Genomic DNA, 13,143 nt, shown 5'->3' with positions numbered 1-13,143 from the left:
ATGTTCGATCAGCTTAAGAACCTGGCCAACCTTCCGCAGCTCATGGCCAAGGCGCGCCAGATGCAGGAAAAGATGCAGCAGATGCAGGAGGAGCTAGCGCGGCGGCAGGTCAGCGCCGACGCGGGAGGGGGGATGGTGACGGCGGTGGTGAACGGGCGGCTGGAGGTCGTGAAAGTCCGCATCGACAAGAGCAAGGTGGACGTGAACGACACGGAGATGCTGGAGGACCTGATCGTGGCCGCGATCAACGCGGCGCAGGTCAAGGCCGCCGCGATGGTCAAGGAGGAAATGGCGAAAGTGGCCGGGGAGCTTGGTCTGCCACCGGGGCTGTTGCCGTAGGCGTGGGATGGCAGCGGTCGCGGCGTGATGGGATCGCATGAGCTGATGTCGAGTCTGCATCCATCGTGGTCGGGGGTGTGCAGGCCGGTGATCGGAATGCTGCACCTGCTGCCGCTGCCGGGCTCGCCGCGGTATCAGGCAGGCGTGGATGCGATCCGTGACCGGCTGATGCGCGACGCCGAAGCGCTGGTATCGGGCGGTGTGGACGGTTTGATGATCGAGAACTTCGGGGACGTGCCGTTCTACCCCGACCGCGTGCCGGCGCACGTCGTGGCACAGATGACGGCGCTTGCCTGCGAGCTGCGCAAGCGTTTTGATCGCGTGCCGCTGGGGATCAACGTGCTGCGAAACGACGGGCGAAGCGCGCTGGCGGTCGCGCACGCGATCGCCGCCGACTTCATCCGCGTCAACGTCCTGTGTGGCGCGCGGGTCACCGATCAGGGCATCATCCAGGGGATAGCTCATCAACTGCTGCGGGACCGCGCGATGCTCGGTGCATCCAGCATCAGGATCCTGGCCGACGTGGACGTGAAGCATTCGGCCCCGCTGGCGCCGCGGGCGATCGAGGATGAAGTGCAGGATACGATCGAGCGGGGTCTGGCCGATGCGCTGATCGTCAGCGGCGCCGGCACGGGCAAGCCGACGGATCCCTCGCAGGCGGCGCGGGTGAAGGCGGCGGCGAAGGCCACGCCGGTGCTGGTGGGCAGCGGCGTGAGCCTCAACAACGTGTCGGATCTGTGGGAGCACTGCGACGGTTTCATTGTGGGCACATGGTTCAAGCGTGAAGGGATCGCGAGCAACCCGGTGGACGCCGACCGTGTGCGACAGTTCATGCGTGCCGTCAAGTCGTCGAGGGCGTTGTCGCTTCAGTCGCCTGCCGCAGGAGGATGCCGTGCGTCGTCGGCGTCGTAGGCCTGATCGGCGTTGTCACCCCTGACTTCGATGCGTTCGATGGAGATAGCGCGGCCGGTCTCCGGGTCGATCTCCGCCAGCGCGCCGCACATTCGCACGTCGCCGGTGGCCACCTCGAAGGGGTGAGGCATGTTGGTGGTCATGTACTTCAGGACGCGGTCCTTGCGTCGGCCCAGCACTGAATCGTAAGGCCCGCACATGCCCAGATCCGCCTGGAACGCGCTGCCGCCGGGCAGGATTTTGGCGTCGGCGGTGGGGATGTGGGTATGGGTTCCGAAGATGAAGCTGACGCGTCCATCCAGCCAGTGTCCCATGGCGACTTTTTCGCTGGAGGCCTCGGCGTGCACATCGCACACGCACACGCGCACGCCCAGGGGGATCTGTTCGAGGACGCGGTTGGCGGCGGCGAACGGATCGTCGCAGGGCAGGTTCATGTAGATTCGTCCCAGCACGCAGAAGATTCCCACCGGCACGCCGTTGTTGGTCGTGACCACCGTGAACGGACGTCCGACGGCGCTGGAGGAGAGGTTGGCCGGGCGGACGATCCGCTCGGAGTTCTGGAGCGTAGGCACGATGTCCATGCGTTTGTAGATGTGGTCTCCGAGCGTGACCACGTCCACGCCGTAGCTGCGGAGCTTGTTGAACAGATTCGGCGTGATGCCGCTTCCGCCGGCGATGTTCTCCGCGTTAGCCACGACCAGGTCCACCTGTCGCTGTCGCACCAGCAGGGGCAGCTTCTGCTGCACCACCTGCCGTCCGGGCCGGCCGACAATATCACCAAGGGCGAGGATGCGCACTGGCATTGGCCGGTAGAGTAACCGGGAAAGGGCCGGAAGGGGAGATGGGGGAGGGGATCACCTTGCCGCCGAGGCAATTGTTTGCCTCGAAGATGCGCACTGACAGCTCATTGGTCTGCTGCCACTATGCCTGCGTGGGCAACATCGCGCGCGTGACCTCATGCTCCAGTGGCTGGCCGCGCAGAAAGCGCATGGTTTCATCAATGGCGATCTGGCCCATTTCAAATCGCCCCTGAGAGAGGGCGCCTGCGATGTGGGGGGTCAGGACCAGGTTCGGGGCGCTGCGCAGCGGCGAGTCGGGCAGCGGCGGCTCGGGGTCGGTCACGTCCAGGGCGACGTAAAGCGGGCGGCGATGCAGCTCGGCGACCAGCGCCGCCTCGTCGATCAGCGCGCCGCGCGCGGTGTTGATCAGCACGGCATGATCCGGCAGCAGCGCAAGGGTCTGCGCGTTGAACATGTGCCGGGTCGAGGGCAGATTCGGCGCGTGGATCGAGACGACCTGGCAGCGACAAACCTGCTCCAGCGAACACAACTCGGCGCCCAGCGCCCGTGCCTGCTCGGGTGTGAGGTACGGGTCATACAGACGGATGGTCAGGCGTGGAAACTGCCGCAGCAGCCGCAGCACCTCCCGCCCGACGCGCGAGGCGCCGACGATTCCGACGCTGATGTCCATCAGCTCGCGGCACAGCGCCTTTCGGCGAAGGTATTCCTCGCGGTCGTCGCGGGCATAGGCCTGGGCGATCCATGGCATCTGTTTCAAAAGCGAGATCATCCAGGCGATGGTGACCTGGGCGACGGGATGGGCGTTGCCGGCGGCGGCGGTGGTCACGCGAATGCCGCGATCGAACACGGCATCACAGACGATCGGCTTGACCGAGCCGGCGCTGTGCGCGATCAGCTTCAGTCGCGGCGCCAGGGTAAGCCGCTCGGGCGTGAACATCGGCGTGCGCCAGCCGGTGATGATCACTTCGGCCCTGCTCATGGCCTGGAGCACCGGCGTGCCCTGATCGGGCATGCAGGGTCCGACAACCTCGGCGATTTCGGATAATCGTTTCAACTGTTCAGGTCGGAACATCTGCCGGGCGATCTGTTCCGGCAGCAGCAGCAGCACGGTGGGTTTGCTCGCCATGGTCGTGAATCCTAGAATGCCTCAGCTACCCGTATGAGTGTTCCCCTCAGCCACCTGATTCTGCCCGAGTCTTCCGCCAGCCGATCATCGTATGCGCCCAAGCCCGCATGGCTGAAGATGAAGATGCCCGGCGGCGAGGGATACGCACGGCTCAAGCGGCTTGTAGAGGATCATCGCCTGCACACCGTCTGCCAGAGCGCCAAGTGCCCGAACCTGGGCGAGTGCTGGAGCGCCGGCACGGCCACGCTGATGATCCTGGGCGACGTTTGTACGCGATCGTGCGGATTTTGTCACATCGCCACCGGACGACCTCCGACGCTGGATCTGGACGAGCCACGCCGCGTGGGAGAGGCGGTGGCGCTGATGGGCTTGGGGCATGTGGTGATCACCAGCGTCAATCGCGACGAGCTTCCCGACGGCGGGGCGGCGGTCTGGGCGCAGACCATTCGTCAGATTCGTCTTCGGTCCCCCGGCACCAGCGTCGAGGTGCTGATCCCCGATTTCTGCGGGAACTGGGCGGCGCTTCAGCTCGTGCTGGATGAGCGGCCCGAAATCCTGAACCACAACGTCGAGACGGTGCCGCGGCTGTATCCCCGCGTGCGCCCGCAGGCCAAGTACCGTCGCAGCCTCAGGCTTCTTCAGATCGCGCGCGATCAGGGGCTGGTGACCAAGACGGGCATGATGCTTGGTCTGGGCGAGATGGATCATGAGATCGATGCGGTGATCGACGATCTGGTGTCGATCGGTTGCGAGATCCTCACGCTGGGGCAATACCTTCAGCCGACGCCCAAACACCTGCCGGTCGAGCGCTGGGTGCATCCCGACGAATTTCGCGCCTGGAAGCTGCGCGGCGAGGCCAAGGGCCTGCGACACGTCGAATCCGGCCCGCTGGTACGCAGCTCCTATCACGCCGAGAAGCAGGTTCTGTCGCGTGCCGGTGGTTTGTGAGCAGGACGCGGCGCCGAACCTGGGCAGCCATGTTCCATGTTCGAAATGGACGGTGACACTGTTCTGTAGCGAATTGCGGGCATCTCGCGCGAGTGCTCATCGTAAGGTCGCGACGCCCGTGACATGTCGTCCTATTCCACAAAGGCGAGGATGTGCAGCATGCTTCTGGTCATGGGGCACTGTGCGACTTACAGTGTCTGTTGATGAACGTCATGGCAGAGTTGCGTCCGTTTCAGCCGGCTGATCTGTCTGGTGTAGTTCGAGTCCTGGCCGCGGCGATGCCGGTGGATCCGATCTCTGAATCGCGGTTCGTCAGGCAGGTGTTGCTGGATTCGAATTTCCGGGCCGAAGGGGCGATCGTGGCCCAGGTCGGGGATGAAATCGTGGGCTTTTGCCTGGCGATCGCGCGGCAGGTGCCGCTGGAGAACGCGCCACCCGATGCCGACCGCGGCTACATCACGCTCCTGGGCGTGCTGCCGGCGCATCAGCGCCGGGGGATCGGCTCGGCGATGCTGGAGCTGGCTGAGAACTACCTGCGTTCGCAGGGCCGGACGCTGGTCATGGTCTCGCCGTATGCCCCGGGATATTTCATCTGCGGGGTGGATGTGGCGGCGTATGAGTCGGGGCTGCGGTTCCTGCTCAAGCACGGATATCAGGAGGTCTATCGTCCGATCGCGATGCAGATCGACCTGTGGAACTTTCAGGTTCCGCAGTGGGTCAGGCAGCGGGAGGCGGCGCTGCAATCGGCGGGGGTGGCGGTGGAGCCTTACTGCGCGGAATTGACCTTGCCACTGCTGGATTTTGCCGCCCGCGAGTTTGCCGGCGACTGGGTTCGAGTCTGCCGACAGACCATGACGCAGATTACGCTGGGGGATCGTGCCGATCGGCTGATGGTCGCTTACGAGCGTCAATCTGGCCGGGTTGTGGGGTATTCGCATTACGAAAATGAGCGATTTGGCCCGATTGGGGTGGCGGGCAGCGAGCGGGGCCGGGGGCTGGGGCACATCCTGATGTATCGGACGCTGGAGGCGCAGCGGCTGGCGGGGTTCCGGGCGGCGTGGTTCCTCTGGTCCGACGACACGACCGCCGGGCGGCTGTATACCGCCGCCGGCTTCAGGACGATCCGGCGGTTCGCCTTGCTGAAAAAGCCCCTGAAGGGGTGATGGCCGGGGCTGGGGGGCTGGCCGGATTTTGCACAAAACCGGCCCAATTCTTCCGGAAAAGCGAAATCGGAACGGTCGGGGCGGAGACTCTAGCACCGGAAGCGGTCAGGTGCTCGGGCGCGCGGTGCGCTGTCGCCTGCGGCTGGACGGGTTGGCCGCAGGGCTTGTCGCGAGAGGGGCAGGCGAGGCGCGGTTGGTTGACAGGCTCGGTTAGAATCCGATAGTTACGCGCCTGCGACGCGCCGGCCTGGACCGGCGGAGTTCCGGCCGGCCGCTCAACGCCCTGGCCAGCCTCCGAGCGATGGGCCGTGCGCCCGCGGCGCAGTCCGGCACCGGGCCAAGACCACCACCTGCACCAGGAGTACTGCAACGATGTCCTCGTCCTTCATCGATCCGCTTGAAAGCCGGTATCTGCTTACCGCGTCGGTCATCAATGGAGTGCTGACGCTCAACAGCACACCCTCCACCGCCACCTTCAATATCATCCGCGACGCTACCACCTATACCGTCACCATCAGCCCCGAAGGGTTTAATGCCCAATACCCGGCCAACCAGATCACCGCGATCCGGATCAACGGCACCGGTGGCGACGACAGCATCACCATCGCGTCGAACATCACTGTTCCGGCCACGATCGTTGCCGGCGGCGGGAATGACACGGTTACCGCGGGAAATGGCAATACCACCGTTTACGGCGGACCCGGGGACGATTCGATCACCGGCGGAACGGGTAACGATGACCTGCGCGGCGACGACACGTCAGAGGCCGCGGGTGACGAATTGAACGATGAGACCGGTGGGCAAGACACGATCTCCGGCGGCGACGGCAACGATCGCCTTGATGGGGGTGGAAATAGCGAGCAACCGGACACCAATCCGCAGTTGATGAATGGCGATGTGCTGAGCGGCGATGCCGGCGATGACACCATCATCGGCGGCGTGGGCCAGGACACGATGGATGGGGGTGCCGGCATCGACCTGTTGAGTTATGCCGACGAACGCGAGCAGATTCCCAATGTAGACATCATCTATCCCATCCCTGCCAATCCGCTGTTTGGCGCCGATGGGGCGGGGGAAGACGAACCCGCGCTCCAGGGGACCGGTTATACCGAGATGATTGACATTGATGGTGAGCCCACACGCCTCGTCCGGGAGTTCGACGACCCGGACCTTACAACGTTTGAGCAGTTCGAGGGAGGCGAGGGTAACGACATCATCGACGTGGCTGCCCTGGGATACAGCGTCACGGTCATCGGCAACGGCGGCAGCGATACGATCACCACAGGCGACCAGGACGACAGCATCCTGGGTGGAGAAGGAGGAGATTCGATCATCGCCGGCGCAGGCGATGACACGATCGACGCGGGCGGGGGAGCGGACGCTGTCGAAGCCGGCAATGGAGATGATTCGATTCTCGGCGGCAACGGTGACGACGGCATCGTCGGCGAAAATGGGAACGACTGGATCAACGCGGGTGGGGGTAGCGACAGTGTAGAAGGTGGCGCCGGCAACGACACGATCTTCGGTGGCGATGGCAACGACACGCTGCACGGAGACCTTCAGGATTTCACCGACGCGGTCACGGTCGGCAACGACAGCCTGGCTGGCGATGGCGGAGACGACCTGGTCACCGGCGGAGGGGGAGACGACTGGCTTAACGACGGCGACGCGCTCAACGGGGCCGATACACTCCAGGGCGATGCGGGCTTCGATACCGCCGACTATTCCCGTCGCACCGCCGCGATCACCGTCATCTTCAACGACATCCATGACGACGGTCAATCCGGGGAGATGGACTTTGTCACCGAGACGATCGAGCGTGTGATCGGCGGCTCGGGGAGTGACACCCTGATCAACATCACCGACAACGTATCGCGCGAGCTGATCGGAGGAGCCGGAAACGACTCGATCATCGCGGGCGGAGGCAACGACACCCTTTACGGCAACGCGGGCAGCGACACGCTCGACGGCGGCGCGGGAGCCGACATCATCAACGGCGGGCCAAGTGGCGGAGATGTGGTCGATTACTCCGACCGCACGACCGGAGTCAATGTCACGCTGGACGACGTGGCCAACGACGGCGAAGCCGGCGAGAACGACAACGTCACGTTCGTCGAAACGGTGTTCGGGGGCAGCGGCGACGACGATATCGATCTGGGTGCGGCAACCTTCCGCGTGCGCATCGAGGGCAATGACGGGCACGATACGCTCTCCGGCGGCAGCTCGGGAGATACCCTGATCGGCGGCAGCGGGCAGGACATCCTCAACGGCAACGCCGGCAACGACTCGATCGACGGCGGCGATGGCAACGACCTGGTGGTTGGCAGCGACGGCGACGATACGCTCAACGGCGGGCTGGGCGCCGACACGTTCGACGGCGGCAACGGCAACGACCTGATCGATTACTCCGATCGCACCGGCGGCGTGACCGTGATCATGGACAACCTGTCCAACGACGGCTCGCCGGGAGAAGGCGACAACGTCGAGGACTCGGTGGAGACGGTCATCGGTGGGACAGGCAACGACCGGATTCAGGCCGGGCCGTCCAGCCAGGCTCGGCGGTTCATCGGCGGGATGGGCAACGATACGCTGGTGGGCAGCGGCGGGGATGACACGCTGGATGGCGGGGCCGGCGACGACCGGCTCAGCGGCGACAACGGCAACAACCGGATCATCGGCGCCGAGGGCAACGACACGATCTCCAGCGGCTCGGGCAACGACGTGATCGATGCGGGCGCCGGCGACGACACCATTGCCGCCGCCGCGGGCAACAACACCATCGATGCCGGTGACGGCCGGGACACGGTCTCGAGCGGAGCGGGCAACGACACGATCAACGGCGGCAGCGGAGACGACGCGATCAGCGCCGGGGACGGGAACAACAGCGTCCCGGCCGGCGACGGTAACGACACGATCACCACGGGCGCGGGCAACGACACGATCACGGCGGCAGAGGGAGACGACAGCGTCTCCAGCGGGGCGGGGGCGGACTACATCGACGGCGGGGCCGGCAGCGACACGCTGACGGCCGGAGATGGTGACAACATCGTCTACGGCGGTTCGGGCGCCGATACGATCAGTTCCGGCAGCGGCGCCGACCGGCTGCATGCCGGGCCGGACAACGACTCGATCGACGCCGGCGCGGGCGACGACACGATCATCGGCGCCAGCGGCACCGACACCATGATCGGCGGCGCCGGATCCGACCGGGTCAGCTACTACTACGAGACGCGGCCGGTGACCGCCTCGCTCGATGGTCTGCCCAACGACGGCGTGTTCGCGGAGGCCGACCTGATCGATGCAACGGTGGAGCATCTGGAAGGCGGTCGTGGCAACGACATTTTGACCGGCAACGCTCGCGCGAACATCCTGGACGGTCGTCAGGGCAACGATCTGCTTATCGGCATGGACGGACACGACTCGCTGTATGGCGGGGCCGGCTCCGACACGCTGAACGGAATGAACGGCAGCGACCTGCTGAACGGCGGCAGTGGCCCGGACCGGTTCATCGGCGGCAAGAACACGGACACCGCGGATTATTCAGATCGCAGCGATAACCTGTCGCTGTCGCTGGATGAACTGGCCAACGACGGCGGCGCGGGGGAGTTTGACAAGCTCGATAACGACATCGAAGTCCTGATCGGCGGCAGCGGCAACGACGCGTTGCGCGGGCACCGGACGCGCAGCACGAAGCTGTACGGCGGGGCGGGCAACGACACGCTGCGGGCCGGCTCGGGCAATGATTATCTGAACGGCGGGCTCGGGCGCGATTTCCTGTTCGCCGGTGAAGGCGATGACCTGATCCACGCCAACGACGGCACGGCAGACCGGATCGATGGCGGGACGGGGACCGACGATCTGCTGGAGGATTCGGGTCTGGACGTGGTGAGCAACGTGCCGTAGTTCAGGGCGGCCTTGGCGGAATCGCTGGGGCGGGCCGCGGTGTTGACGGCGCAGGTCCGATAAAAGCTTTGCATGATCGGCGCCGGCGGCATAAATGTGCTGCTGTGCTCATGCCGGCGGATGGTGGGCCGAAAAGCGGCAGTTTTTTTGTTGATTTTCCCGTCGCGCCCCCGATTCGTGGGGCACAATGAGCGAACCGAGTGCGTGGCCCGGGTCATCGAAAGTGCTTCCTGAGGTTCCTGGTGTTCCAAGCGGACAGGTTCATCAAACCGGTCCGATCTTTCCGATAACCTGTTTGTCTGCTGGTCACAGTGTTTGCGTGCGCGCCGCAGGGCTGTGGCGCGGACCCTCTTGTCAGAAGGAGCGATGTACGATGTTTGAGTCCCTTGAAAAACGCCGGCTTCTTGCCGCTTCAATTGACGATGCCCGCGACGTTCTGGTCATTGATGGTGACGGAACGGACAACACCATCAGCCTGAGTATCGACCACACCGTCAGCCCCGAAGAGGCGGTGGTCGTCATCGATGGCGTGGAGACGCGCTTTGACATCATTTTCAACACCGCCGATCCGAACTACTTCGCGACGATCGAGATCAACGGACTGGGCGGCAACGACACCCTCAGCGCCGCGCCGGATACCGGCAACATCACGTTCAACGGCGGCGACGGCAACGACACCATCTCCGGATCGGACAACGATGACACGATCAACGGTGGCAACGGGGACGACAGCATCCTGGGCAATGGCGGCAACGACCTGATCGACGGCGGCGCGGGTGCTGACATCATGGACGGCGGGGACAACCTCGACACCGTCACCTACGCCTCGCGCAACGCCGATCTGACGATCCTCATGGACGACGTCGCCAACGACGGCGAGAGCGGGGAGAATGACAACGTCCTGATGACGGTGGAGACGATCGTCGGCGGGTCGGGCAACGATACGATCGACCTGAGCGTGGCGCTGGCGGCGTTCCGCGGGGCGTCCGGTGGCGACGGCAACGACTCGATCATCGGCGGCGAAGGCAATGACTTCATCCAGGGCGGGGCCGGCAACGACACCATCACCGGCGGAAACAACCCCGACAGCATCGACGGCGGCTCCGGCGACGACAGCATCGACGGCGGAACCCACAACGACACGATCAACGGCGATGTCGGCAACGATATCCTGCTGGGCTCGAGCGAAAACGACGTGATCACCGGCGGCGACGGGGATGACTCGGTCCAGGGCGGTGACGGCAATGATTCGATCACCGGCGGGGCCGGCGCCGACAGCCTCTTCGGGCAGCTTGGCAACGACACGATCCTCGGGGAAGCCGGCAATGACGTGATCCGCGGCAACGAAGGCGCCGACAACCTCAACGGCGGGGCGGATAACGACACGATCGACGGCGACGCCGGCGCCGATGTCATCACCGATGCCTCGGGCAACAACATCATCCGCGGCGGCACGGAGAACGACTCGATCACCGGCGGAACCGGACGCGACCGCGTCGAGGGCGGCGATGGCGCCGACACGATCAGCACCGGCGCGGCGGATGACGCGCTGTTCGGTGGAATCGGCAATGACAGTCTGGACGGCGGCGACGGCAACGACACCGTCTGGGGCGAGGCGGGCGACGATACGCTGCTGGGCGGGGCCGGAAACGACCGGCTCACCGGGCACGACGGTAACGACTCGATGGACGGCGGGGCGGGCAATGACTTCCTGCTCGGGATCGCCGGCAACGACACGCTCAACGGCGGCGCCGGAGATGACCGGATCAATGCGGGCATCGGCAACGACCTGCTCAACGGTGGAGACGGCAACGACGCGCTGCTGGGCGGCAGCGGCACCGACGTGTTCAACGGCGGCGCCGGACGCGACCGCGCCGACTACTACTATGAGTCCTCCCGCGCGGTGACGGTCACGCTCGACGGCGTGGCCAACGATGGCGTGTCCAAGAGTGAAAGAGACAACGTCATGCCGGACGTGGAGAACCTGTTCGGCGGCGGCGGGGGAGACATCTTCATCGGCAACAATGAGCGCAACTTCTTCAAGGGAGGCGGCGGCAACGATTCGCTGGTGGGCGGCGGCAACGGGGACATCCTCGAAGGCGGCGTCGGGAACGACACGCTCAATGGTGGCGACGGCAACGACTTCATTACCCCCGGCACCGGCACTGACTCGGTGATCGGCGGGGCCGGCACCGACACCATCGACTACTCCGACCGCACCGCCGCGGTCAACGTCTCGCTCGATGGCGTGGCCAACGACGGACAGACCGGGGAGAATGACGCCTTGGCCAATGACCTGGAGTGGATCTATGGCGGGGCGGGCAACGACGTGCTGACCGGCAACTCCGGGGCCAACCGCATCCTCGGAGGGGCGGGCAACGACACGATCACCGGCGGCGCGGGGGCGGACGTGATCTTCGGCGAGGCGGGCAACGACGATATCCGCGTGCTCGACGGCGTGATCGATACGGTTGATGGCGGCGCGGGCACGGATGTGATCTCCAAGGACTCCAACGACGTGGTGAGCAACGTGCCGTAACCGCCCGTCGCCGGATCGAGCTGAAACAGAGCAAACACGGGGCATGCTCCGGGCTACCAGGCCTGGGGCATGCCCCGCGTCATTGCGCCCGAAGCAGCGGGGGATTCACTCGTACTGATGATTTCCGATGGCCACGAACTTTTTCAGTCGCCGCACAAGCTGAGGCATGTCGTAGCGTTGGGCAAGGTCGATGGGCAGGAACACGCCCTGGTTGTGGTCGGAGGCGATGATCAGATGGTGCTCGCCGTTGATCGCGTAGCCCATTTCCTGGGGCTGATGTCCAGTGACGATCAGCTCAGCGCCGACCTTCTGCCGGAACTCCTCGACGCCAGCGGGGGTGGTTTTGCGTCCCCAGATGAGCTGGTAAACCGGTCCGGTCCGTCGGCGGTAGTCTTCCGGGCGGAGGTTCTCGCGGTCGAAGACGCTGAAGTCAAAGGTTTTGATCTGCTCGTCGGTGGGCAGACTGTGGCAGAAGAACAGGCCATTGGCGGGGCAGCGAATCGCCAGTGGCAGCGTCAGCAGGAACTCGGTGATGGCGACGGTGACCAGGGTTCCGCGCTCGCCAAAATCGCGTTTGACGCCGGCGTTGAATGCTTCGCAGACGCTCAGCCCGCCTTTCATGATGCCTTCGCCGTGGATCTGAGCCAGGTCGTGATTGGCCAGCAGGAAATGGATCTGATTGGGGAAGCTGCACTTGGCTTCGGCGGCCTGGTAGAGGATGTGCCAACTGTCCTCTGCGCCGGAGGCGTCCCAGTGGTCGCCGTGGATCAGCTCGTGCAGGATCAGGTGTCGCTGGGGGTTGTTGGCCAGGTCGGCGGCCTGAAGGAGTTTACGGAAGTTGGTTCGATGGTCGTGAATGTCGCCTGTCATCCAGACCTCGCCCTGTTCGGGGAGGTAGATGACTTGTCCGCGTCGCAGCGGGCTGAGCTTGTTCTCGTCGCCGGCCGCGCCGAACGTCTCGATGACTTGGTCGGCGTCGAAGCTCATCGTAGGTGCAATGCCAGATAGAGTAATTATGCACGAAAACGAAGTGGGTCAACAGGGGGCGTGGTTTGGGCGGAGTTGGGCACATGCGGCGGGGAGCCGGCTCAATGGTTTCACTGGCGCGCTCAATGGTTTCATTGGCATGGTTTGATTGGCGCCGTCCCATAACGATGAGCTAACGGACCTATCATGGGGGGTGTCTGAGTCGCTGTGTGGCCGGCAAGCGGTGGGGGCGGGAGAAGTTTGTGTCGGCTGTCCGCGGGACGTGAATTTTGTAGGTACAATGAACGGGTTGTCGTAGGATACCCTGCCGTAGACCGCCTGCACGGAAGCGCAGGGAAGTGAGCCTTATGTCCATTGCCGTTGTTGAGCGTCGATCTGGTTGTTCGCAACCCATTTCTGCGCCTGGGCGTACGTCTGGCGCGGCGG

9 protein-coding genes are annotated in these 13,143 nt (G+C 64.7%); 6 read left to right on the top strand and 3 right to left on the bottom strand.

Features of this window, described 5'->3' with window-relative positions:
• Both ACQS5P_RS06075 and ACQS5P_RS06070 read left to right on the top strand, forming a co-directional pair.
• Positions 1 to 339: a YbaB/EbfC family nucleoid-associated protein gene (locus tag ACQS5P_RS06075; RefSeq protein ID WP_428940011.1), complete on the top strand. Its 339-nt coding sequence runs from the start codon at positions 1 to 3 to the stop codon at positions 337 to 339.
• A 45-nt stretch (positions 340 to 384) separates the two neighbouring features.
• Positions 385 to 1,251, top strand: coding sequence for a BtpA/SgcQ family protein (locus tag ACQS5P_RS06070; protein WP_428940010.1), 867 nt, complete (start codon positions 385 to 387; stop codon positions 1,249 to 1,251).
• Here the strand turns inward: ACQS5P_RS06070 and ACQS5P_RS06065 are convergent.
• A complete protein-coding gene (locus tag ACQS5P_RS06065) occupies positions 1,206 to 2,054 on the bottom strand; it encodes a TIGR00282 family metallophosphoesterase (protein ID WP_428940009.1) in 849 nt (282 codons plus the stop codon). The genes ACQS5P_RS06070 and ACQS5P_RS06065 overlap by 46 nt on opposite strands.
• A 118-nt stretch (positions 2,055 to 2,172) precedes the next feature.
• A complete protein-coding gene (locus ACQS5P_RS06060) occupies positions 2,173 to 3,177 on the bottom strand; it encodes a hydroxyacid dehydrogenase (RefSeq protein ID WP_428940008.1) in 1,005 nt (334 codons plus the stop codon).
• A 33-nt stretch (positions 3,178 to 3,210) separates the two neighbouring features.
• On the opposite strand from ACQS5P_RS06060, the gene lipA reads away from it, so the two are divergent.
• From lipA to ACQS5P_RS06040, 4 genes are all read left to right on the top strand, one after another.
• Positions 3,211 to 4,125 carry a lipoyl synthase gene (gene lipA, locus ACQS5P_RS06055; RefSeq protein WP_428940007.1) on the top strand — a complete coding sequence of 305 codons (915 nt, stop codon included), beginning with the start codon at positions 3,211 to 3,213 and terminating at the stop codon, positions 4,123 to 4,125.
• A 212-nt stretch (positions 4,126 to 4,337) separates the two neighbouring features.
• A complete protein-coding gene (locus tag ACQS5P_RS06050; RefSeq protein ID WP_428940006.1) occupies positions 4,338 to 5,288 on the top strand; it encodes a GNAT family N-acetyltransferase in 951 nt (316 codons plus the stop codon).
• A gap of 372 nt (positions 5,289 to 5,660) precedes the next feature.
• Complete coding sequence (locus ACQS5P_RS06045; protein ID WP_428940005.1) at positions 5,661 to 9,191, top strand: beta strand repeat-containing protein; 3,531 nt, start codon at positions 5,661 to 5,663, stop codon at positions 9,189 to 9,191.
• Between the two features lie 373 nt (positions 9,192 to 9,564).
• On the top strand, positions 9,565 to 11,730 hold the full coding sequence (locus ACQS5P_RS06040) for a calcium-binding protein (RefSeq protein ID WP_428940004.1): 2,166 nt from the start codon (positions 9,565 to 9,567) through the stop codon (positions 11,728 to 11,730).
• Between the two features lie 105 nt (positions 11,731 to 11,835).
• On the opposite strand, the gene ACQS5P_RS06035 is transcribed toward ACQS5P_RS06040, so the two are convergent.
• Positions 11,836 to 12,717 (bottom strand): metallophosphoesterase, encoded by an 882-nt coding sequence (locus ACQS5P_RS06035; RefSeq protein WP_428940003.1) that lies wholly within the window; start codon positions 12,715 to 12,717, stop codon positions 11,836 to 11,838.
• Positions 12,718 to 13,143: the final 426 nt, after the last annotated feature.

The organism is Fontivita pretiosa, assembly GCF_050410795.1.
In the GTDB taxonomy this organism is placed as follows: domain Bacteria; phylum Planctomycetota; class Phycisphaerae; order Tepidisphaerales; family Tepidisphaeraceae; genus Fontivita; species Fontivita pretiosa.
The sequence above is the reverse complement of the archived record's forward strand: the minus strand, read 5'-3'. Positions and strand labels throughout refer to the sequence as shown.